The 23,667-nt window shown below is 62.0% G+C and carries 17 protein-coding genes; 5 read left to right on the forward strand and 12 right to left on the reverse strand.

Going from position 1 to position 23,667, the window contains the following annotated elements; genetic code table 11:
- Positions 1–129 precede the first annotated feature (129 nt).
- Together BSE24067_RS03985 and BSE24067_RS03990 are read right to left on the reverse strand one after the other, a co-directional pair.
- Positions 130–642 carry a replication initiation protein gene (locus BSE24067_RS03985; RefSeq protein WP_151062588.1) on the reverse strand — a complete coding sequence of 171 codons (513 nt, stop codon included), beginning with the start codon at positions 640–642 and terminating at the stop codon, positions 130–132.
- Positions 570–8,804 carry a beta strand repeat-containing protein gene (locus tag BSE24067_RS03990; protein WP_151062589.1) on the reverse strand — a complete coding sequence of 2,745 codons (8,235 nt, stop codon included), beginning with the start codon at positions 8,802–8,804 and terminating at the stop codon, positions 570–572. Before BSE24067_RS03990 ends, BSE24067_RS03985 begins: the two co-directional genes overlap by 73 nt.
- A 541-nt stretch (positions 8,805–9,345) precedes the next feature.
- Here BSE24067_RS03990 and BSE24067_RS03995 point away from each other — a divergent pair.
- The 4 genes from BSE24067_RS03995 to BSE24067_RS04010 all read left to right on the forward strand — a co-directional run bounded on the left by BSE24067_RS03995 (position 9,346) and on the right by BSE24067_RS04010 (position 11,769).
- Positions 9,346–9,639: an H-NS histone family protein gene (locus BSE24067_RS03995; protein ID WP_151062590.1), complete on the forward strand. Its 294-nt coding sequence runs from the start codon at positions 9,346–9,348 to the stop codon at positions 9,637–9,639.
- Positions 9,640–9,746: 107 nt separating this feature from the next.
- Positions 9,747–10,139: a DUF2471 family protein gene (locus BSE24067_RS04000; protein ID WP_151062591.1), complete on the forward strand. Its 393-nt coding sequence runs from the start codon at positions 9,747–9,749 to the stop codon at positions 10,137–10,139.
- Positions 10,140–10,288: 149 nt separating this feature from the next.
- Positions 10,289–11,218, forward strand: coding sequence for a tyrosine-type recombinase/integrase (locus BSE24067_RS04005; RefSeq protein WP_151062592.1), 930 nt, complete (start codon positions 10,289–10,291; stop codon positions 11,216–11,218).
- A gap of 71 nt (positions 11,219–11,289) precedes the next feature.
- The gene (locus BSE24067_RS04010) at positions 11,290–11,769 is read left to right on the forward strand and encodes a hypothetical protein (protein ID WP_151062593.1); all 480 of its coding nucleotides are present in this window, start codon (positions 11,290–11,292) and stop codon (positions 11,767–11,769) included.
- Positions 11,770–11,900: 131 nt separating this feature from the next.
- On the opposite strand, the gene BSE24067_RS04015 is transcribed toward BSE24067_RS04010, so the two are convergent.
- The 10 genes from BSE24067_RS04015 to BSE24067_RS04060 all read right to left on the reverse strand — a co-directional run bounded on the left by BSE24067_RS04015 (position 11,901) and on the right by BSE24067_RS04060 (position 21,546).
- Positions 11,901–13,703 carry a phosphoadenosine phosphosulfate reductase domain-containing protein gene (locus BSE24067_RS04015; RefSeq protein WP_151062594.1) on the reverse strand — a complete coding sequence of 601 codons (1,803 nt, stop codon included), beginning with the start codon at positions 13,701–13,703 and terminating at the stop codon, positions 11,901–11,903.
- 72 nt (positions 13,704–13,775) lie between these two features.
- On the reverse strand, positions 13,776–14,339 hold the full coding sequence (locus BSE24067_RS04020; RefSeq protein ID WP_151062595.1) for a phospholipase D family nuclease: 564 nt from the start codon (positions 14,337–14,339) through the stop codon (positions 13,776–13,778).
- A 67-nt stretch (positions 14,340–14,406) separates the two neighbouring features.
- A complete protein-coding gene (locus BSE24067_RS04025; protein WP_151062596.1) occupies positions 14,407–14,604 on the reverse strand; it encodes a hypothetical protein in 198 nt (65 codons plus the stop codon).
- Between the two features lie 22 nt (positions 14,605–14,626).
- Positions 14,627–14,803 (reverse strand): hypothetical protein, encoded by a 177-nt coding sequence (locus BSE24067_RS04030; protein ID WP_170297403.1) that lies wholly within the window; start codon positions 14,801–14,803, stop codon positions 14,627–14,629.
- An 80-nt stretch (positions 14,804–14,883) separates the two neighbouring features.
- Positions 14,884–17,205, reverse strand: a complete 2,322-nt coding sequence (locus tag BSE24067_RS04035; RefSeq protein WP_151062597.1) for an SMC family ATPase — start codon at positions 17,203–17,205, stop codon at positions 14,884–14,886.
- Positions 17,193–17,717 carry a hypothetical protein gene (locus tag BSE24067_RS04040; RefSeq protein WP_151062598.1) on the reverse strand — a complete coding sequence of 175 codons (525 nt, stop codon included), beginning with the start codon at positions 17,715–17,717 and terminating at the stop codon, positions 17,193–17,195. Before BSE24067_RS04040 ends, BSE24067_RS04035 begins: the two co-directional genes overlap by 13 nt.
- A gap of 192 nt (positions 17,718–17,909) precedes the next feature.
- Positions 17,910–19,274, reverse strand: a complete 1,365-nt coding sequence (locus BSE24067_RS04045; RefSeq protein WP_151062599.1) for a metallophosphoesterase family protein — start codon at positions 19,272–19,274, stop codon at positions 17,910–17,912.
- A gap of 78 nt (positions 19,275–19,352) precedes the next feature.
- Positions 19,353–19,838: an NADAR family protein gene (locus BSE24067_RS04050; RefSeq protein WP_062911882.1), complete on the reverse strand. Its 486-nt coding sequence runs from the start codon at positions 19,836–19,838 to the stop codon at positions 19,353–19,355.
- A 170-nt stretch (positions 19,839–20,008) separates the two neighbouring features.
- Positions 20,009–21,283: a recombination directionality factor gene (locus tag BSE24067_RS04055; protein WP_151062600.1), complete on the reverse strand. Its 1,275-nt coding sequence runs from the start codon at positions 21,281–21,283 to the stop codon at positions 20,009–20,011.
- Positions 21,280–21,546 (reverse strand): DUF7696 family protein, encoded by a 267-nt coding sequence (locus BSE24067_RS04060; RefSeq protein WP_062911857.1) that lies wholly within the window; start codon positions 21,544–21,546, stop codon positions 21,280–21,282. Before BSE24067_RS04060 ends, BSE24067_RS04055 begins: the two co-directional genes overlap by 4 nt.
- A gap of 616 nt (positions 21,547–22,162) precedes the next feature.
- Here BSE24067_RS04060 and BSE24067_RS04065 point away from each other — a divergent pair.
- Positions 22,163–22,771 carry an AcaB family transcriptional regulator gene (locus BSE24067_RS04065; RefSeq protein ID WP_151062601.1) on the forward strand — a complete coding sequence of 203 codons (609 nt, stop codon included), beginning with the start codon at positions 22,163–22,165 and terminating at the stop codon, positions 22,769–22,771.
- The last annotated feature ends 896 nt before the right edge of the window (positions 22,772–23,667 follow it).

Here is a 23,667-nt window from a genome sequence, read left to right on the forward strand (position 1 = left end):
TCCCCCGAATCGTTCTTGTATCTTTTAATAGCTGGACTCTTGCCCGATCAGTCTCCGTGAGACGATCATGTTCAGCTGGATGACGAAATAATTGCTCTCCATACTCGCCTATTGGTATTTCCGAACTTGTCAATGTTCGACTGAGCACAACTTCCGAAGTGTTAAAAGATCGTCGGTCGCGGCATGGGCCTCATAGAGCGCCTCGCAAAAACCGCCGATGCTTGATGCACCAAGCGCGTATGAGACTGCCGAGGCCGCTCGCGCTTTGCGAAACCACGACATGGCCTCTCCCGCGTCATCTAATCCATCATGTTGCTCGACAATTTCAAAATACTTTTCATCGAAATAGGACGCGTCGTCGGCAATTGCTTGCAGCTCGTTCGTTGTCGCCTGATACGACGGATCGGAAAGAAATCGCAACCAGCCTCCACTCATAGAGTCTGTGATACCGGCAGAGCGGCATGCCCACTCTGCTGCACGACAAGCCATTGCCTTCTGCTGTACGGAAGACAGGGTCTTGGCGAGGACAACAAGGTCCGGCGCTACTGAGTTCAATCTTTCGCATGAAGTCATTTTGGACCCTTCAAAGGTGTTGCTGGAACGGCGTTTGCACCATTGATCGCTGCGGCGCAGTTTGTACATATCGGACGACCTGCTCCTACGGTTTGAACCGTATATCCATTCTGAGCAGCCCAAGAGGTGATGTCAGCTTCTGCATGGCCTGTTCCCTTAATGATGACTTCACCAGGCTTCAGGCTAACGCCCGGACGAAGATATCCGTTGGGTTCGCTGGTTGAAACGACAATTACCTGGTTGCCGCTCGGATCTAACACGACGCCTACACCCATTGTTACGCGACCTTGGGAGCCCGCGGGCAATTGTGACTGCAGCTGCGCAGCGCGGCCAGCAGCGTACGCTTGTGCATCCGAAAGGGACATTCTGCCACCGGCTGTACCCGCAGCTATCGGACCGTTACCGGTCGTGATTGCTTCTGGTCCAGCGCCCGGTTGTGGACCGGCGGCCTCGGCCGGGTTAGGCGGAAGGATGCTGACCGTCTCTTTTCCAGCGTCGACGTGCATGCCGGGCTCGCCGCCGTTCGTGTCAAAACTGGATGGTGTCTTAATGTGCCCTGCAGCGTTGTTTAGTGCCTCATTCTGCGCAGCCGTCGCACCGGCCATTGCGTTCTGACCGGACAGTCCCGCGAGCCCGCCACCGGTCCACGTCGAAATTGCCGCCAACATTGCCATCTGGCCCTGATCCAGCGGCACACCGCTCGGATCGAGCATCCCGATGACCTGCTGCGACAACACTGCGCTCGTAGCCCCACCAATCGCACCGCCACCACACCCTTGACCAGTTGCAGCACCGGCCGCGCAGCCGAGCGCGGCATGCGCGGCCACGTACGCCGCACCAGTCAGCGTGCCATCCTGATTCAGGTTGCCGATCGTGTAGGCAATGGACGCCGCAGCATTGGTCGCTGCGCTGTTGCGCAGGTTCGTCAGGAAGCTCCCACCCTGCAAGGCCGTCTGGACCGTCGCTTGAAGCACCGACTCCGCGGCGATCGCGGTAATCGTCGTTGGAAGCGAGCCGGTCGCCGCGCCCGCCTGCGGCACCAGCGTATTCCCCACCGTCTGGACGCCAGCCAAAGCAGCAAGACTGTTGTTCGACGCCGCCCACGACCACCCCGCCGCGCCATTGCTGAACGTGATGCCGTTCGTCAGCCCTGCCGTCAGCGCCGCCGCACCGGCCGTCGTGAGCAGTGATCCGAGGTTGAACGAGCCGCCACTGTTCAGTTGGCTCATCGTGCTGTTCATCATGCCGGCGAAGCCCGCCGACAGTGCCGCGTTTGCCGTACCGGCGCCCAGGGAGCCCGCGGTCGTTCCGGCCGCCGCAAACGCCGAACCCGATCCGGCCGACGCCCCTGCTGCTGCACCAATCGCCCCGGATGCAGCCATCCCGCCCATGATCGACAATCCAACGATCACGCCGGTCATGAAGATCTGGTCGAACCATGAATCGCCGTCGACTGCCTCGGTATTCAGGTGATCGGTCACGGTCGACTGGCTGAACTGCCCGCCAAGCTGCGCCTTCAGGTTGGACAGCATCTGCTGCGTCGCCGCCTGATTCACGCTGCCGTCGGCACTGGTCTGCTGCAATGCCCCGCCGATCTGGTTCAGGCTCTGCACGTTCAGGTCGTAGTTCGCGGCCGACATGAATCCGCCCTGTTGCGCGACAGTGCCAGTCGTGCGCAGGAACACGCCTTCGTCCCCGAACTGGTAGATCTCTCCGATATTCGTCGAACGCTGTTCGTTCGTGAGACTGCCGGTGTTGACCGTCAGGTTTTGCGCCGTCACGGAACCGGTATTGAGGATGCTGTTCGCGTAGTTCAGTGCGACATTCGTCCCCGTGATTTCGCCGTCCGCGTTCACGACCGCGTAGTTTTTCGGCAGCAGAACCTCGGGCATCAATGCCTGCACCGTCGGGCAGGCGGCGCCACCCGATGCCTGACACCCCGGTTCCGGCACCGCCTGCTGGACATACCAGAGCATCGGCGCATTGATCTGCGCGAGCTGGGCGTCGCTCAGTTGCGTGCCGAGCGCGATATTGTTCTGCTTCGCGTACTCAAGCGCCGCGCCATACAGCGCTGCCTTGTCCTGATTGTTGATCGACGCCTGGCTCGTGCTGTCGGTCGCGCTCGGGGTGCTGTAGAAGCTGCTCTTGCCGGTCGCTTGCAGCGCGGCCTGCTGGATCTGCTGGTTCTCCGTATACGGGTCGTAGTAGAACGGCACGCTGCCGGGCTGCAGGTTAGCCGGCAGGTTCGCAATCAGCGATGCAGACGAGAGCGAGTCGACTACCTGGGCGGCCGGATTGCTCGTCAAGTACGACACCGTCACGGTTTGACCGGACACCGTCTTGACGGTCGTGGCGGTCGGCGTATTCACGCCCGTCACAATCGGCGCCGTCGGCTTGCCCACCGTTTGTGCGCCGATCGGCGTATTGGGCGGCAGAGCCGCCATGCCGGTGACCGACGTCGGCCGCCCGTCCTGATTCGTCACCAGTCCGGCCTGGTTCACGGCGGCCGTCATCGAAGGCGGCAGCGTCGGCGGAGCCAGCGAAATCACCTGCCCCGACACGACAGGCGGCGGCGTAAACACGTTCGGGTTCGTGATCCCGTTGACGAGCGTCGAACCCGTCAGCGTGATCGATTGACCGATCACGTTACCGGTATTGGTCAGCGTCGGCGAGTGGACGCTCAGGTTGCCCGCCTGAATCGTTCCCGGCACGAAATCCTTCATGCCGACGTTCGATGGAAGTCCCGACGCCGTTTGCGTATCGCCCTGACTGAACGCGCTGCCGTACAGATTCTGGCAGTCCGCGGCCATGCCGAGACAACCCCACGTGCGGGTCGCGCCCGGATTGCCGGTCCAGAATGCGTGCAGGTATTGGTTGTCGCTCGACGCGCTCGTCGATGCATTGATCGTCGCGTTGTTCAATGCAGTTACCAGACTGCCCGTATTGCTGAACGTCCCTGCCGAGATCGAAAGATTGTTGTTGGCCGTGATCGTCGATGGATTGGCCGCTTGCACCTGGATATAGGCTTCGCAGTTCTGTCCGCAGCCCGTATACGGAGACGCAGTCCCATAGTTCTGGTGAACCGCGACCGGTGCGGCGATCGTGTTAGTCACGCTCGCCGCATTGATCTGCACGTTGTTGCCAGCCTCGATCGCGGCCGACGTGTTCGTCACGCTCGTAGCCTGCGTCGGATTGGCTGCGGTCGTACCTGCGCCGCCGATCACGACATCGTTTCTCGCGACCAGATTGCCGTAAGTATTGGCGACCTGGTTCGCGGCAATCACGATGTCGTGGCCGGCGGTGACGTTGCTGTTGGTTTGCTGATAGCTGTACGTTTCCGAGTTCGGGTTGGTCGTGTTCAGCGAACTGCAACCCGCGTTCGAGACTCCCGACGCACATCCCGCCGTCACGGCCTTCGATCCTACATTAGAGCCTTGGTTCGTAAAGCTTGCCGCCTGAATGTTGACGTCGTTGCCCGCCGCCAAGGTGCCGGTGTTGGTCAGATTGCCGCCCGACAGATTCAGGTTGTTGCCGGCGATGACCTGCCCGACGGCGCCTTGTTTGGTCACGCTGGAGGTGACGGTTTCCAACTGCACGGTGCCGGGCGCGCTGATGGTGTACGTGGCAGGCGGCGTCGGCGGACCAACCGCGCAATATCCACCCTCGCACTGGTAAGTGCCACTCGGATTGGCCGTGCCCGCTACGCCAATCGGTGCGGTCTTCTGCAAAGCCTGCAACGATGTCAGGAATGCGTTCAGCGATGCCGAATCGACGGAATCCGTGACCGTCGAGGTGAAGCTCGAACCCCCGTTCTGGAGTTGCTGCACGTTCACGTTGGCGTCATGGCCCGCGCTGACGACGCCGCTTTGGTTGTTGAGCGTATTGGCGGTCAAGGTGAGATCGTGGCCAGCCGCGATAGTCGATGGCGTTACCGTTGCACCGGTCGACGTCGTGGTCTCGGTAACAGTCGGCAAGGTCAGCGTCTGTACTGTCGTTGCGCCCGAGATCGGTGTCGAGGGCGGCACGACGACCCAGATGGCGCCTTTGGGCGCATTACTCGTCGGCACCAGAGCGAACTGGATCGGACCCGAGCTCGCGACCGGCGACGACGGATCGCCCCATCCCTGATAGATCAGCCGGACGCTGGATAGCGACCATACGGTCTGTTTGGTCGGCTGCTCGCCGCCGGGTGAAAGGAGCCCGCCCAGTGTTGCCGGCAGATTCGCCTGCCCGAGCATGAACGTCCCACCATCCTTGCCGACGTTGTAGATTGCATAGACCAGTTCAGAGCCGATCGGCGTGGCCATTAGCAGGCCCGGATTGTCGACCGTCTTCGTGGTCGTGGTCGTCGTGACAACGGACGCTGCGGAGTTATTGACGTTGTTGGCGGTCAGCGACAGGTCGTTGGTCGCCGTCAGCGTGCCGCCGGCATTCCCGAGATCCCCCGACAGGTTGATCGTCGCGTTGCCGCTGCCTGCAGGGCTGTTTGTATTTCCGGCGCGGGTCGTACCGCCAGAGTTGTCGTAGCTTGCCCCGGTGATCGCGAGCGTATTGGCGGCCTGAACCGTACCCGCGTTCGATCCCGAGCCGTTCAGCGTCAAGGCATTGTTGGCGGTCACCGTGCCTGTGGCTGCATTCGCCAGCGACCCGTTGATCGTCAGGTCGTTGCCGTTGATGGCGCCGGTGTTGCCCACGGCACCATTCAGCGTCAACGAGCCCGCGCCCTGGTTGATCGTGCCGGCGTTATTGATTCCCTGCGCAGCCGATACCGTTACAGTCGTACCCGGCAGAGTCCAGGTGCCCGAATTGTTGACCGATTGCGCGGACAGGTTCAGGCCGTAGCCGCCATTGATCGTCCCGTAACTGGCGGCCGACGGATCAAGCGCTTGATTCGGCAAAGCGAGCGTCGCGATGTTCTGCGCCAGAATTTTGCCGTTCGTATTGTCGAAGGATCCGTTGCCGCCCGTGACCGTCACGGTGGTATTGCCAGTCGCCGCGGTCGAATTATTGACGTCGCCCGCGAAGATGAGACCCGCGTTGCTCAGACTACTCGTCGTCAGGTTCAGCGCGTTCGTCGCCATCAAGGCGCCGGTATTAGTCGTCGCGTTGCTGACGTTGAAATTCGCCGTCGGCGCGTAGATCGAACCGCCGTTGCTCAGATCCGCGGCGTTGAAGGTCGCCGACTTCAGCGATGACAAGCTCCCTGAGTTCGTGACCGTCGAGCCCGACACGTTCAGGTTGCCTCCGGCCATCTGCGTGCCGACGTTCGATACGGTGCCGCCATTCAGGCTCGTGTCGCCCTTGAACGCGGCCGTGCCGCCTGTCGTGACGCTCTGTGAACCCGTGATTTGCGTGGTGCCGCCGACCACTGCGTTCGCGGTCGTGACGTTCGCCCCGCTCAGGGTCGCGTTGCCGTTCACCGACAGGGCCGGTGCTTGCGCGTCGAATGCTGCGTTGAGCTGGCCCGCCGACGTATCAAGATTGCTCGTCGCCGTGGCTGTCAGATTGCCGCCGATCGACACGCCTTGCGTCGTGATGTTCGCCGCCGTCAGCGTCCCATCCTTCGAGACGGTCGTCTGGCCGTTCAGCGTCAGGTTTTGGCCCGCATTCAGGCTCGCGTTCCCGGCTGTCGAGATGGGTCCGGAGGCCGTCACATTGCCGCCCTTGGCGTTCACGCTCAGGTCGCCGAGGCTCGTTACACTGCCTTGCGTCGTAACGTCGGTACCCGTGGTAATGGTTGTCGCGCCGCCGGACAGCGCGTTACCCGCGAGCGTCGCGCTTCCGTTTGTCGCCGTCAGCGTGGTCGTACCGACCGCCGTTGTCGCGCCGACGCTCAGATTATTCGCAGCCGTAGCGTTGAGATTGTTCCCCGTCCGAATCGCACCGCTGATGCCGACGTTGTTTCCTGCATTCAACGTTGTGTCATTCGCGACATTGACCGCGCCCGTACCGTTGATATCGCGGCCGGCCGAAACGGTTGCATTGCCGGTGTTGTTCACCGACAGACCGCCGTTCAGATTCGCATCGCGACCCGCCGAGATCGTCGTGCTTTGGCCCGTCTGCACCGTGCCCGCGACGGTCGCGTCCTGCGCTGCGGCGATGTTCACCGTGCCCGGCGTCGATACTGCCCCGGCGACCGAGACGCTGCCCGCGCTCGAGCCGATCGACGCGTTTCCACCGCTATAGACCGTACCGCCCAGATTGACGCTCTGCTGCCCGGTCGCGTTCAATCCACCGAGCGACACGACATTGCCGGTCGTACTCAGGGTCCCGCCATTCGCGGTGAGCGTCATGTCGCCGACAGACGCGGCGTTGCCGTTCACTTGCGTGTTGCCGCCCGACGTCACGCTCAGCTTGTCGCCGCTCGTGACGTCGCCACCCAACGTCGAATTCTGTCCCGATTGAATCGTTACCGCACCCGGTGCCGTCACTGTCCCGCCGAATTCAGCGTTCGTACCCGCCTTCGCGGCGATCGTGGTGCCGCTTTGCACGGCGCCGTTCAGGCCGATCGCCTGCCCGGCGTTCAGTGTGACCGCGCCTTGCGACGACGAAACCTTGCCTTGCCCGGAGATCGAGCCAGCTTGCGCGGCGATCGACACTGCGCCTTGCGCCTGCGTCGTACCGTCAATCGTCGCGTCTTGACCGGCCGTCACGGTCGCCGCTCCGTTCGATTGCAGATTGCCGCTCACGGCGGCCGACCCTGTCATCGCGGTGAGATTCGTATCGCCGACGGACGTGACCGCGCCGTTCACGGTCGCATTGCGCGCCCCCGCCAGCGCGACCGTGCTGCCGCCCTGTACCGCCCCTTTCACAGTCAGATCACGTCCAGCCCGCGCCGAGATCGTACCCGGCGCGCTCAGCCCGCCGACCGTCAGACCTCCGTTCGTCGTCTGCAGCGCAATATCGTGAGCCGACAGGGAGTCGATCGCCATCGACTCGCCGGCCGTAAGATTGGCCGAGCCATTTGCGGCAACCGACGCAGCAGTCAGGTTCCGACCGGCGGTCATCGACACGCTTTGTCCGGCCGACACGGCCCCCGGCGCAGTGATGTCGCCGTTCGCCGCAACCGTATAGTTTTGGTTCGCGAGGCCGGTACCGCTGATCGTCGTGTTGTCCGCGCTCGTCAAATTGACGTTCTGACTGGCAAACGTTTGACCGACCGTGACGTCGCCGTTTGAATTCACGACCACGTTCCCTGCCGTCGCGGTCAACGAGCCTTGCATGTTCGCGCCAAGGCCGGCTGCTGTCTGGACGATGTAGACCTGGCCAGCGGTGACCGATCCGAACTGGCTTGCATCGATCGCCAAACCGTTTGCAGTTTGGATTGCCGTGACATTGTTCGGCAGACCGTTGGCTGCGGTACCGTATGCAGTGCCGGTATTGCCCGTCGTGGTCGGCGTGACGAGCTGGTTGCCCGTCACGACGTTGATGCGCTGATCCGCACGGATCGGCGCCGCCAGCGTGACGGTTTGCCCGATGAGGTCAATATTCCCGACGGTCCCTTCGATCCCGGCTCCCGGACCGTTCACCCCTGCCGGCCCGTTGATCGAAATGTTGCCTGATCGAACGTCGTACGCGACCGCGCCGGCGTGCGCGAAATCGGTTGGAGCACCACCGACGCCCGTGATGAACTGCGGCGTGCCCGTGGTCAGCGTGAGATTCGGGATGTTCGTGAGCGACAGTCCGTTTGCGGATATCCCGCCCGGAGCCGCGATCACGATCGGTGCAGCAGCGCCGAAGGTCTCGAGCGGCCCGTTCAAGACCGCAATATTGTTCGACGTGACCTGGTTGATAATCAACGACGCTGGCCGGCCGTTCAGATTCGGATTCGCGCCAAGCGAGCCGCCGAGCAGCGGAGTCCCTGCAATCGTGCTGTTGTTCAGCACGAGGCCTTCAGGTCCCACATTGAACGACTGATACTGTCCGAGACTCACGCCGTTGGAATTCGGCGCAGGGATATTGATAGCAGGGACACCCGCGCTAGTCGCGGTGACCGTTGGCTGAAACGGAATCGGCGCCCGCGGATCGATGATCGGCGCAGCATGTGCTGTTTGGTCGACCAAAAGCATCGCGGGGCTGAGATACATCACGACCGACATGACCCATGCGGTCGCCTTGATCCAAAGGGCGTGCTCTTCGCTGTTCAGCGAAGGTTGACCGAAGACAATTTTCTGTTTGGCCGTTCCCCGTTGAACGTGCCGAGCTTCTATTTCGCGCATCAGTCGGCGCATGGTTGGTCTCACTCGGAATTTTCAGCGGATGTTCGCACAGCCGAAACCGAAAGATGGTCAACAATTGTCATGCCCCGTCTTGCTGTCGGGAACACGGTTACAAACAGCCTTCATGCTGATTCGAATATCAAAATATCAACGATGGCTTACTGTGACCAATATAAAAATAAATAAATGTTTTTGAGATTTATTTAATCAAAAAGACCCCCGTTCCCGGTCGACAGACCGCAGAGTCATGCCTGATAGGGCTTTGGCTCCGAGGGTGGCGACGGGCGCATCAACTACACGTGTGCACCAGGGTCGAATAGAAATGTCAAAAATCGTTTCTTAAAAACTTAAATCCGATCGATGAATACCTCCCGATCGGGAGGGAATAGCCGGTCGCAACGAGACATAACGCGGTCAAACGACACCAGCTGGCTCACAAGCCACCTGCGATTTTTACGAGGGAGCGTGTTGTGTTCTGTCGACGCGGACTTGACTTTCGTTCGAAGTCGGTAAGGTAGTCGATACCAATTTCTCAACCACGAATGGAGAAAGCATGTCGACATACCACGAACTTCTCGCAAAGCGCGCGGCACTCGAAGCGGAAATCGACGCCGCAAAAGGGGCTGCGCGGGAGACAGCTTTGAAAGAGGTGCGCCAACTCGTGAGCGAATTCGATCTCAGCGCCCGGGAGGTCTACGGGGCGCGCGCAACCCGCAAGCGCGGCCGCGTCGAAGCGAAGTATCGCCATCCCGACACCGGCGCGACCTGGAGCGGTCGGGGCCGCCCGCCGGCATGGATTGACGGCAAAGACCGCACGCCCTTCGAAATCCAGCACAGCGCCGCCTAGTCTTGAAATCTCGCAGAACACTGGATACATTTACAGTGTGCCAGGCGCAGCAGCCACTCGCAATTTGCCAAGTGGCTGGCTGCTGCTCCCTTGTCTCGCCGACTACTATGAACCTCGCCCCGACTGTTGATTGCCACGATGCCGAGCTCGATCCGATTCGGTACGGGTATGCGCTCGAGTCCGCAACGCAAGATCTGCGACGCATTGCGACGTCGCTCGCAGCTCGCTACATCAGCGCCGGCCTTGCGCACGCTTTGAGCTGGCCGCTATTGCTCGAGATCGAAGAGCAGGCATTCTCCGATTTGGCCTTTCAGAGCCGCAACGATCCAGCGATCGTCGGCGCACTGCCGCGCATCGGGCCGGCGACGCTGCCGGGCGTCGATTTCAGCGGTCTCATCGACTGGAGCCAGTCCTATCCATCGCTGCCAATCGTCTATCAGTGCGTCCGCGAGCTTCTGGTCGATGCCCCCAAGTTCGAGCGCAGTGAGGAAGCTGCGTGAGCGACGTAACCCGTGGGCTCGACGAGCGGCGTGCCGATGCCCACGTCCGAAACCGGATGAAGGGGCGCCCCACCCTTCTGCAGGCACAGGACGCGAATCGTAGATTCGCGCCATGCTTGGGGTAGCCAATATTCAGTATATAAGATCGAATGGACGAACCGACTCTCTGGCTGTCGGCACCGACCGAGGCCTATCAGCAGTGGCAACGCACGGAAGCCGCCGGCGCCGATCGGCGCGCGTTCTCGCCGCGGTCGATCGTCCAACACGAAGCGATGTTCGAACGCTTCATGCGCCACCTCGCCGCCGCTCACCTGTCGCTGGCCAACTTCGGGCCCGACCACCTCGAATCGTTCTTCGCTGACCTAGATCGCCGGTGCAAGCCCGGCACCACGACACGTCTGCGGTACCAGAAGCTCCTCGACCGGCTCGGGCGGCACCTCGTCGACGTCGGCGTGCGCAAGACCAATCCAGCTGCCGCATACACGCTGATGCAGACGTGGCCGGAGGACGAGCCCGTCCCGGTGTACCTTCTGGAAGCCGATGATCATCGACTGCAGGCGTCGATCCGGGCCATCGACGGGCTCGACGACCGCGCGTTGCGCAACCGAGCCATCGTTGGCTTGTTGCTCTCGACCGGCATCACCGCGCAGGAATTTCGACAGGCGAGCGCCGTCGACCTCGACCTGTCGCCGGCGCGGCCGTACCTCCTTGTACCGAAGCGCGGCCCGCGCGAGGCACGTCGCATCAACGTTGACGAGTTTGCGGAACCCGCGCTCGCGCGATGGCGAAATCTGGCTGCGGCTGCAGACAGCCCTCTGCTGTTCCCGTCCCCCCGTGCAGGCGGCCCAATGACCGACGAAATGCTCGGCCGCATCGTTCGAGACGAGCTCCTCGCGATCGACGTTCGACTCCCTGATATGAGCCCACGTACCCTGCGAAACACGTTCGCGAGGCGCCTGCTCCTCGCCGGCAGAAGCAACGACGACGTCATGCATCTCTTGGGCCTGACAAGCCAGCGCACTGTGATCCGCATTCGGGCGACGATCCCGAGCGGGCCTCAAGCTACACCTCAGACTTGACTTCCTCCCCGCCTCGATAGCCTGAAAAAGCCAGCAAGGTCGCTGGCTTTCTTGCTATTGGAGCATTCAATATGGACTACGTATCGCATTACACGGACCTCGTCTACTTCGCCAGCGGTGGCATTTCCGTCTGCCGCTACCGGATGCTCGCGCTCGCGTCGGAACCGAAGCGGCTCGTCATTCAGGTCGAGAACCACGGCGGCCACAAGGACATCCTGATCACCGATCACATCGTGCGCGACGGAGTCCTCAACCGAATCGCCGATCGCGACTTAACGGGGGTTCCGTTCGACATGCTTTGCGTCGCGTTGACCGAGGCCGGCCAACATCACATCGTCTTCGTCGAGGCCGATCTCGAGGACTACATTCATCGCGGGTATCCGTATGAGCGATCCGCTCAGCCGGCCGCACGTGGCCGACATATCGAGCGCATCTCGATCAATTCCCGTGACCTGGTGGTCGGCCGGGCCCGCCTGCAGACCGCGCATGCGACTCCTACGCTCGCAGCAGACAGTCTAGCGGCCATCCTCGACCGGCCGACGTCCGCGTAAACCGCCAATACGCCGACGAGTAAGCTCGTCTGGCCATCACATCCTGGGTCCGATCGACAACAACAACGGGAGCAACGGGCAAAAACAAACCCGGTGCAGACGCACCGGGTTTGGTTCCAAAATTCCGGACTTCAAGCCGCCTGCGAAAACAGATCGACAGGCGCCAGGTTCAGCATCGTGAGGTGCTCCGTGTTCGATATCGCGCGGTCGACGAGAAACCGATCGAGCTCAGCCGGCGTCAGGTTGTGCCGTTCGGCGAGATGCGCGAAGTACTGGCCACGCTTGGCCATCTCCTGATACCGGCCCGCCATACCGGCCGGAAGCCTCAGAATGCCTTCGTTGAGCCAGAACCGTGCCGACTCCATCCCCGAGTGTTGCTGCGCCTTCACGGACCAGCAAGCGTCGAAGCTGCAGGTGACGAACGCACACGCTGCCTCGACGTGCACTTCGAACTGGTCGCTCTCTTCGAAATAGACGATCTGCTCACCGGACCTCGTGCGCGCATATCGGCTCGCTCGCTCCGGATGGAGGTAGCGATTCCACTGTTCCGCGGCATAGTCGCGAAGTCCGTCTGTGGGCACCTCGGCATCGTACGCGCCGACAAAGAACCACCCATGATGCGGGATGTCGATCTTCGGCAGTGGGTCCACCACCGGCACGTAGTAGCGCCGTCCGAGCCGATGGACGTCGAACCAGACCGACAGCGCCGGAAACGCATGCGGCGCGTAGTGGTGCATCGAGAGATAGAAGTCGATCGCCACCAGCTGCGCCGGCGTGATCATCTCGAACTGCACGTCGCAAAGCGCGCGATTTTCCGGAGTGTCAGGTATTTCGCCCATGGCCAGTGCGCCCTCATGCCGCTCAGCGCGCTCGACCTCAAGCGCGTCAAGCGTTAGCAGGTACTGCAGCAACCGAACGCGCTCCAAGTACGACAGAACGTCCGGCTTGACCGCCAGATACCCGGCGTCACTCAGCTTCCGGCCTACAAGTTCGCGACGGCCAAGATCCCATTGCACGGCCATCAGGTAGTTGCGGAACCGATTCAAGCCCTCCAGATGACGGTGGCCAGCTTCCTTCACCATCGACTCCATCGAGCGATCGCGCTCGCCGGTCACGCAACAAAACGCGCACCCGAATCGCGAACCGCACGCGGCACGCGCGCCGCCCTCTCCCAGAATCACACCACATGTCCCCTCGTTCCCAGCTCGGTATAGATCCGACAGACGCCGGATTGACTGGCTGGACACGGGTGACGGAAAGGGGCGGTCTGAATCCTCCGCGAATAGCGAGAGCATCGTCCATACGCAGTCCGTGGACCACTCGGCGATCGGAGAAAAAGTAAGAAATCCGTCCGCGTTCCTGACGGGTCTTCGCGCATTCTCGTTGCGAGCGGCCATGGCCGCCGCGCGACTGCCGCTCTCTCCGAACCGGTTGCCGAGGATGGTAACGACTTCGCTACTTCCGCCGGCGGCCGCAGAACGTTCGAGCGTGACGCGCAGGCGGTTCTGCGGGTCGACCTTCCAATCCGCCGCACAGGCACGTATCCGCTTTCCGTTCTTCACCCCATTTTCCGGGGTACGGGGAAGCGTGCCACGCCCGATCGTTGCGACGACAAATTGCGACGCCAATGATGGCTTCGCTACGTGCACCGATACCGACGTGCCAGCGGCCGCAAAGGCGTCGCGGATCTCATCCAGCATGGCCTGAAGGTGCCAGTGCATGCTGGGATTTTCGATCGTCGTGTCGGCGCTCGTCACAAAGTGCTCGCGCGACACCTCCGCACCAGCGCGCCGCACCGCCTCCAGCATAAGGATCGCCGTGCAGGTCGAGTCCTTGCCGCCGCTCAGCGCGTTCGAGAGCGTGAATCCCTGTTGAATCAGCGCGACGAGCGCGTCGATTGCCGACTCCATCTTCACCAAAATTTCCGAGAACATATACTGCTCCTATGGCGCAGGAACAGCCCCACGCGGGAGCCGTTCCCGCGCGGGTTGAGAGAAAAGAAACAATCAGGGTGCGCGATACACTTCGCCGCGCGCCGACACCACTTCCCAGTTTTTCAGATACGCATCGGCGACACGCGTATCGCCGCGCAACACGATGACGTTCTCTGCGTTGTACCGCGCCGCCTGCTGCGAGTAGTTGTAGCTGCCCGTCTCGACGGTCTCGCCGTCGACAATGAGGTACTTCGAGTGCTGTGCTGGAAAGACGCTCACAAGTCGTACCGGAATGCCGGCGTAAGCGAGAGCACCGAGCGCAGCGCGAGCGCGGCCGCTACGGTCCTCTTCGAAGTTGCTGCGCGCGTCGACGGTGACCGCCACGTCAACGCCGCGGTGCTTCGCGGTGATGAGCGCGCGCGTCACCGCCGGAGCGGTGAACGAGTACGCCAGCACGCGAATCGATTGGCGCGCATGCCCGATGGTGCGAAGCACAAGGCTTTCGGCTCCGCCATCCGGCGAGAACGCTACTTCGACCGTCGGCAGCGTCTCCGCTTGCGCGCGCCCGGCAAACGCGATCGCAACACAACAGCACAGCGATGCCACGAGTACTGCCCAAGAAATTTGCTTCTTCATCGGAGCCTCCAATAGTGGATACGGAAAAGCCCCGGTCTCTTCCGAGAGCGGGCCGACGTTCAGGGGTTTAGATGCAGGGCTTATGCTGCCCTGCAGGAAAGGTATGGACTTGGCCATCCTTGCAGATGACCGCATCCGTTCTCATGTGCGGCCGCTTAGCTACGGCGGCCTGCGTGGAGACCGCATAGCGGTACATAGGCGCCGACTGCTGCGCACCGCCGTGCATCGCGATCAACAGCATCACCAGGTTCGTCATCCCGTTCATCAAACGCTCCTCCGTCGGCGAATCAGGACACGACGACGGCAGTCGTGGCCACCGTCACCCAGCGCCCGTTCACCAGCACGTCGCGCAGTCGCGAGCCGTTCAGCTCGTACACGTGCTCCGTACCGATGCGAATGGGTTTCGGCCGGATCGAGACCGTCAAGGTTCGGACCAGCTCAGCAGATCTGGACTTCAGTTTCATTGCGTTCCTCGTAAAGAAAAAGGGCGAGGAACGCCCCTGCGGGGAACGTTCCCCGCCAGGGTTAAAAAATGTGTGCCGCACTACCTCGCGAGTGCGGCCACGTCGATGACCGCATCAGCCTCGGCAATCAAGTCCGGCGTTTGCGAAATGAAAAACTCCCGTGCATACCCGCCCTGACGCAGAACCTCGCGTTTCATGCGCATGAATTGCACCTTCCGATCAGGGTCAAGTGGACCATCCGACTCGTCGCTGAACAGTGACTCGTACGGCTGGCCCGCGTTACCCGCGATATACAGGGCAACGCCGCGGGTCAGGCACTCGTTGATCCAGACCTTCTGACCGCCGGACATCACGCCGACTGCCTTGCTGCTGTCGCTATCGGCGTCGTGCACGAGGATTTCAAATCCCTCGCGCGTTTCACCATTGGCCAACGTCCGCTGCGTCTGGATCTCGACCGTGAACCGCGTGCCATAGCACGCGAGCAGCAGGTCATTCACCGTCTGCGTGAGTGCCGGCCCAGCGTCGTCGATCGTCAGCGCGATCACGCCGTCATTGCCGAGGCCCTTCGCGAGCAACTTCCACTGCGCGACCTCGTCCGAGATGCGCTCAGCGAATGCTTGCGTCGCCGAGAAGCCCTCTAGCTCGCGCTCGAGTGCCGCCAACGTCGTTTCGCAGGTGGCCTGTGTGCGGATCAAAGCTTCGATCCGAGCGTCCATCGCGGTACAGACGTCACGACGGGCAACCAGCTGTCGATCGACCTCCACAATCGCCTGCGTCACATCGACAGCAGCCAGGCGCGAGACCTCCGCGTCGACGTCACGCAACAACCCAGTGAGCCGCGTCGATTCCGTCTCCCGACGTTTTGACGCCTCGCTTCGCTCAACATCGAGCGATTCGAGTTCGCCTTGGGCCTTCGTCAGCCCGGCCTCCGCCGCGTCGAGCAATCGCTTTCGCGCAGCAAGATCGGTCGCACGTTGAAGGGCCTGACGCGCGCCCGTGAGTTCCGTGTTCACCTGCTGGAGCTCGGTCCGCTTGGCCAACAGCGCTTCTACCGACGGTGCGAGTTCCTTCAACTCCGTCTGGTGTTGCCGATAGCGCGCGCGCAAGTCTTTAAGCGAGGCGGTCTGGACGTCGACTTGTTGGGCCGCATTCCTCGCTTGCGCGAGCAAGGGGCACATCGCATGGATATCCATCCCTGCACACGGCACCGATCCGATCACTGATGATTGTTCGGTCAAGGTTCGAATCAGGTCAGATTTCGCCGTACCCTGCGATTCCAACCCGGAGAGCGTCGACTCGACCGAGGCAACCCGCAATCGCTTCGCATCAAGCTGTTCGATTGCACGCTGCAACGGTTCGATCAATGCCTCGGCCTTCGCGACACGAAGTTGGGCTTCATCTCGAGCGGCCGCAGCGCCACGGATCTGCTCTGCCTGCCGGACAACCGCTACATGACCCGCGATCGTCTCCCTTAGCGCCGAAGCGCGTTGGTCGAAGCGCTTGTCGTCGGCCTGCTTGTCACGCTCCAACGTCTGGAGCGATGCCTGCAGCTGGCTACGCCGCACACCGAGTTCACCTATGCGCGCCACAGTGCTCGCGTTCTCGCCCTGCTTGGCAACGAGCACCGCGTGCTGTTGCGTCAGCGTGGCAATCTCCGCTTGCGCAGCCGTACGCTTCTCGCGCGCCGCCGCGATATCTGCCGCAGCCGTCGCGAGCGCCTTGCGCGTCTCGTCAACACGCTCGCGCTTCCCGGAGAATGCAGCGAGCTCCTGTTGCACGACACCGAGTTTCCGCGAAAGCTCCTTCGCGACATCAGCAGCCTTGGTCGACAGTGCGCGGAGGTGATCGATCTTCAGCAGCTCCGCGAGGAGCCCCTTGATCTCGGTCGCACCGTAGGACGCGAGTGGCCGACGGTTCTGCGCCGAGAACACGCTCGTGAAGAACGACTCGAGGGAGCCGCAGATCGCGTCAACGCAGCGGTCGTAGGTCTCACCCTTGCCGTCCGACACCGTGCCATCCGGCAGCGATACCGGACGCCACTCGCCGTCCATCGAGCGATAGAACAGGAAGTAGTCCGCCTTGCCGGTCTTGCCTGGCTTGCGAAACACAAAGGTCGACCGATAGCGCAAGCCATCGTGCTCCCATTCGAACTCCTTGCGTGCCTGCACCCCGCAGACGTGATCCCAGTACGAGAACGCATCGACCGAGAGCTTCGACGCGCGCGACGGCATGATCCGGTATGGGTGCAGGTTGTCCATGATCGTCGTCTTGCCCGCGCCATTCGGCCCGGTCAACGCGATCAACCCGGTCGGCAACGACTCCAGATCGAGTTCCACGCTGTCGCGCTTCATCCCGTCCCGGACGCCATAGAACCCTTCAAGCAACAGTCTCAGTGGTCGCATGACTGGATCTCCGAAAGAGAGATGGGCTGCAGATACTCGTCCGGCAGGAAGAACGGGACATCGTCGTCATCGACCGGAAGCGTCGGTTCGGGCCGGGATGCCGGCTTCGCCAACGTACCGTCAACGGCGGCCTGCACCGTTCCACAGAGACGGCTGAACGCGTCCGACGTCTGCTTGAGCATCGAATCCCAGTTGGAACAACCGGTGAGAATCTGCAGCTCGCGGCCGGACCACTGGCCCGAGTACCCAGCGTCGAAGGACCACAGGAGGTTTTGCAGCTCGACGCCTGGCGTGACCACGATCTCGGCCTCGTCGGCGTCAACCACGTGGGCCAACACCAACATGCCGTCGCGTTGAGCAATGACCGCGCCCCGTTGGGTGCCGAACGGTTGGTGAAAGAGTGCTGCCGTGCACCCGCCGTGATCGACGAGAAGCTTCTGCAGCGATTTGGCGTCGGTAGACGCAGTGAAGGACTGGGCCCAACGGACGCCAGCAGGATAGAGACCAAACATGAGCACACTCCGGATTTGAGACGGAGTGCGCCCTTGCCGGGGACACGCCCCGTCAGGGTAGAAAGAAATGGATGCAGCGACGCTGCCTTCGATGCGCGAACAGGCGCGGGGTGAACCTCGTTTCGATAGCCACACGGGCTATCGGAACACGGCTAGTGTTCGAAAGGGACGGAGAGCCGTCGATGAGCGGCACTACGCCGCGAACAGGTCATCAGTGAGCCAAGACGGTTCGTCAGCGGCTGCCACTGCATCGGAGCTCGCGGCGGCCGTCGTGGGCAACATGACCGACGCAGCACCCGACGGGCACGGCTGATCGGTTGTTGACGCGCTGTCGCCAGCTAACCGCGCCAGGATCGAATCGGCGATTGCATTCGGATCTCCGGTCTCGAGCAATTGCAACCGATCAGCCAACGGTGAAGCGTTGACTTCGGCCAGCTCACACCAACGGCTCAGCTTCGCTTCAACCGTCGGCGCAGTGCTGATGCCTTCTGCCCGGCTGCGCATCACGGGAAGTACCCGCGGCTCAAGCTTCACGCCGGCGGCCGTCGAGAACATCGCTTCGATCGCCTTGCGGTCGACCAACTGCTTATGCTCTTCGTCGATTTGCCAGCGAATGCGCACGAACTTGCCGGCCGATGCTGCTGCGAGCGCTTGCAGCGCGTCCGTGTCAGGAGGCCCGTCAAACGCGACGGAGACCATTTCACGAGACGGCGTCGGAATCAGCAGGGCCCGAGCATCAACGTTCGACACATCCCACGACAGATAGCCCTTGTCGCCGAGCTCGCCGTAGTGGAAACGACCGATGGAACCGGGATAACCCACCAAGCGCCCCTCACGCTCCCACGTCTGATACTTGTGGATATGGCCAAGCATGAACGCAGAGCATTCCGCCGCAAACAGCGCTCCGAGGCTGAATTCGTGATCGAACCCCGCCATCGTGACGCCATGCTCCGTTTGACAGCCGTTCACGGTGCCATGCGACACACCGACGGTCGGGACACCCGCCGCCCGAAACGCCGCGTTAATCCGCCCGGCAGCGGTCAAGAACCCCGCGAGCGTATCCGCAAGATCCGTCGACGCCGCCAGCGCACCGACGCGCAGTGCCAGATCCGCTTTGTTCATCGTCGGGAGGCAGGTGAAGATCACCTCCGGCTCGCATTCCAGATGATGCCGAATCTCCTCGTCATCGAAAACCGCCCCACGCGAGAACCAGAAGTTACCGTCGTAGAGCGCCACCTGACATACCCGATCCGCTATGGCAACCGGATAACGTGCTCCCATCAGCGCGAAGTTGTCCAGCGTGCCCGGCGGCTCGTGCGAGAACGTGCCCTGCAGCATAAGCACCGGCATCGCTTGCGCGAGTCGGTGGACCTGCCTGGCGAGCGCATTCAGCGCCGGCGAGTGCGCGTCGAGACGATGGTCAGTCGAGTCGCCGCTGATCACCGCTGCAGCGGCGTCGCGCGCAATTGCGTCACCCACCGCATGCGAGAAGCACCGGTCCGCCTCGTCGAGGTTTCCCGGCGAGTAATGCAGGTCAGAAAAATGCGCGATCTTCATCAACGCCTCCAGAAAAAGAAATGGCCGCCCCAGGGCAGCCAAGAATTGTCGATCGCCGACGAGCGGCAAAAATGGAAATTACTGCCGGAGCAGGAGCTCACGTACTCGCATTAGGGTGTAGCCAAGAAGGTTGAGCCCAGGCCACTTCGTGGGGTCGGTGATTCGAGGATCGAATTGACCAATCCCAGCTCCCCAGATTTTGTCGGACCGGCTGGCCTCGACAAGAATTGTCGTGCCCGTTCCGCCTAACACACGTCCTTGGTCTGGGTTCTGCCGGAACTTCTCCCTGCAGCCCACAAACACGATCGATTCGCGGCTTCTCAGCCACGTGTCCTCGTCGAAGCCAGACACGTCGCGACCGAGCTCCTTCTGCCTCTTCGGAGATTGGCTCTCCAGAATCTTCGACCCGGTTTCGTGGTCATCGAACAGCATAGCTTTCGCGTACATCATGAACTGCTCGACGCAGTTGAATTCGACGTCGTGATAGGTAAAGCGGCTCGGGTGCCAATTACTCAAAACGTCCTCAGCACCGAAAAACGCCGTGAAATTGCCAATTCGGCGCATGGTTTGCTCCAAGTTGGAAGGTCAAGATATGGCCGCTTGCGCGGACGATTTCGATGCGTGAGCCACGCTGTCGAAAGCACTTGAGCAAATCACTTTGCTGAAGGACTCTCGGATTCGCGACGTGAGGAAGGAGACACCGGCCCCGAAGGGCCGGCGAAAAGGGGTGTCATTTAGCCGTTGTGAAACGATTCGACAGCCGCACCGATTTCGCGTTGAAGCGAAGTCGGATCCTCCAATGCCGTCGTCAGCCGCGCGACCATCTTGTCGACGTCGGCAGGGCGTTCGGCCCAGCCTCGGCCGAATCGAAAGTGACCGTAGACACGAAACGCCTTGCGCTGCTCGTCGTCATCGAAACGGAGCCGCTGCAGCAGGTCCTGCATGCGGTGACGCTTCTCTTCGATCGACTCGGGCGGGCCGTCGCCGGGTTCAACCTGATCAGCGCGCCTGGCGTGGGTTTCGCCCTCTGCCGGGTGAAGCTGAATCACGGTGCTGCCCGTATCTGCCGGCGTCGGCGTTCCAGCGACCTCGATCGCCAACGGCACTTCTTCCGCGCCGTCGAGCAGGGCGCCGATGTCGATATCGGCGTCGAGCACGGTCAGCATCTGCGGTTGACGCACCGCCTCGCCCGCCTCGTTGATCCGCGTGATGTCGAATTCCCGCTTCGAGATCCAGAACCGGGTGCCCGTCAGCTTCCCTCGGGCCAGCTGAACCGTCTTCATCGCCGCGTATGCCTTCTGCAGGACGTAGATCGAGTTCGTTGGGAGTTCAATCAAACCCAGTCCCTTGATATCGGGAATGGCGAAGATGAACTGGGCACCGAGGTTGCATTGGCGGCTCTGGTACTGCGGGCATTGCTCGGGGTTGCAGATGCCATCGGGGATCGCGTCATCCTGACGGAAAATCACGTCGCGACCACCGAAATGGCGAGCCGCCCGTTGCGCCCGCGGATCGCGCTCGACCTTCGCGTACGTCTTGCAGTACCGCAGACCGTCCGGCCCGTACTGCGAGAAGTACTTGCGACCGCTGGCGCCCCACGCCGCCATCTCGTTCGGGATGTTTTGCATCCAGTCGTTGAAGGCGAACAGCACCGGGAAGCGATAGAGCCGGACGCCCTGCCCGCGATCCTCACCGTAGAGCCGGAGAATCTCGTCGGCCACGTCCGGATTGTTGAAGTCCGAGCGGCGGCAGGTGAAGTAGTCGGTATTGCGCGGCGCCAGCGCGTTCCGGAGCCGGCAGCGAGATTCGATAGCCTTTCCGATCGTCTCGAAGGAGTCGCCGGCGGCCACCATCTCGTCGTACAGCGCGACCGCGTCCGGATTCCCCCGGGCAGCCGACGTCAGGACCTTGATGCCGGGCCGGATCTTCCCGATCACGGGCGGGCGCATCGCCCGCTCTTCGACGACGCTCCGCACGGGGCCGCCGACCATACTGACAACTGCATTCATGAAAGTTTCCTCGCGAGTTTGAAGATCGCCTGGGTGCGCAACGCGTCCGCCGATCGCTCGAGCGCGTTGGCAGCCGCCTCTCCGCGGCGGTGGGCGATACTGGACAGAAAAATCCGGCGGTCGGAGTCGGTGAACATCGCGACTTGCGCTACCTCGCAACGCTCCCGCCAGGCGGGTGACGTCGTGTCGGTAGCCGACCTTTCCTCCGCGATCGTTTGGCTGATCACGTCGGCAATCCGGGAATTGAGACGATTGGGAAGCACAGGGACCTCCGGGACAGAAAAACGACGAAATAAAAGCGCGTTCCTCGGCAGAGGAACGCGCTTCGTGGATTCGGATAAATGACCCAAGCACCACGTCCCTTCCGGGGACGTGGTGCTCAGGGAGCCGGTCGGCTCATATAGAGGACGTTAGGTCGTCCTCGCACAGCATGGTCACGCTGCGCTACAGCCCATTTTCGGAAGTGCCATTCCGACGCAGGTTCACGGCTCAGTCGACTACAGTCGTTCTACCCAGACAGAGGCCTGGAGAGAGACACCCGTTGTCCGGGCTCGAACGACGTCGCGGCGCAAATGAATGCGGCCAGCAACGAGTTTTATGACTGAAATGGGGAGCGCGGGCGAGGCGCTCATCAGAAAGGAATTCCACACTGGTTGCCAACCAGTCGGAGCATGCCCATTGGCACGGCTTGTACAAAAGATGGACTTCGGCCAGCGAAGTCAAGGTCGATGCGTCAGGGACGCGAGAAGTAGAGTCAGTATCGCGATTATATCGGCGCGTGATCCCCGGAAAGCTCACGAAAACAGCCACGCTTTTGCCGGTACGCGCCTCGAGCGGCTCGCTCAGAATTGTCAATGAGAGAGACCACCCGAAAAAATCATGTCTGCCGTTCTCGAACCACCGCACGAAGGGCGCGGGCAACCTGACACGCCCACGCAAAACGACACACCCGCCGCCGACCCGGCGGTTCGCCCCGCCACATCGACAGGGTTGAAGCCGATCCAGCGCCTGACGAGCGACAGCCGCATCGACAAGATCGTGCCGGATTCCGATGCGGTCACGATCCTCCACTACAGCTCTGTCTTCGCACGCACGTTCATCCGGAGCGACTACAACTTTTGCGCGGCCAAGATCGCCGTTGCCCGCGGCGGCAAGGTACTGGCGGTCCAGACCGCCCTGCGCGATACCGCCGACTGGATGCGCAAGGCCACTGCATGGGTCGAGCGGCACAACGCGCGCTCGTTAACGTTCCCGTACGAACAGATCGAACTGAAGGTGACTCGGCCGCTCGCGGGCTTGCTGGTCAGGTGCCTGACCCAGTACGACCGCCTGTTCGTCGCGTCGATGGAAGCCCAGCTCGCGGAGAAGATCACGCCGCAGGACCGGGCCAACATTCTCAAGAACGCCGAAGGCCGGATCCTGCACGTGAGAACCGTGTGCATCCCGGACAACGACCGATACGACGCCGACGGCACCGCGCGCGACTGACGCGACCGCGCCAGCAGCACGCCCCCACCGGCTTGACATTGGAATCCGGTGAATAAGCTCGCCTTGAGCCTGCCGCGACTTCAAACGCCGTCGCGGTATGCCGATCATCCACGGAGGAAGTCTTGGACATTCGAGAGATCCAGGCGCTACACGCCCAATACTCGTCGCAACCCGTCGTCATCGACATCAACAGCCACGTGCGGGCGCTCCCCGCTCCTGACCGACAGGAATCGGCGCGCAAGCGCGTCACGGCTCGACTCTCTTCTGCCAGTCGGAAATTCGGCCGGCCGGCCGCCATCGTCCTTGCTGTTGTAGCGGGGGCAGGACTCACGGGAATCAGCGCGGCTAAGCTTTGGCACGCACTCCATCCGCCCCAGGCTATTGCACACGCTGAGCGGACGACGATGCATTATGCGACTACTCCTGCGACGCCTGCAGCCGCCTCGACCTCACCCGGATCCAGACGGCAGCTCACCGGCGCTGACTTCGACGATTCATCTGATCGCGCGCCGACGGCCACGTCACGCGACAACGGACAAGCGCGGCAGATCGGCGAGTCCAGTGAATCGACTGCGCCGGCAAACGCCGCGAAGCCTGCGGCCGCAACCGACCTGGAAAAAGCGGCCGCGTCACCGATCCGAGCCGCGCGCGCAGCTCCGAGCCAAGTCGCCGGCCAGCAACAAGCTACTGCCCTCCAATCTGCGTCGCCACCGCCACCCACGACGTTGTCAACGCCCGTCACAGCACAACCCACGGTCCAGCCAGCAGAACAAGCGAAACGTGCGCTCCACCGAATCCACCGCGCCCCTAGTCGTCAGCGACAGGAGTCCGTCAATACCGAGACACCAGCATCGACGCAGCACAACGAAGCCACGAAGACCGAACACTCCCCGAAA

The organism is Burkholderia latens (assembly GCF_902499045.1).
GTDB lineage: Bacteria > Pseudomonadota > Gammaproteobacteria > Burkholderiales > Burkholderiaceae > Burkholderia > Burkholderia latens.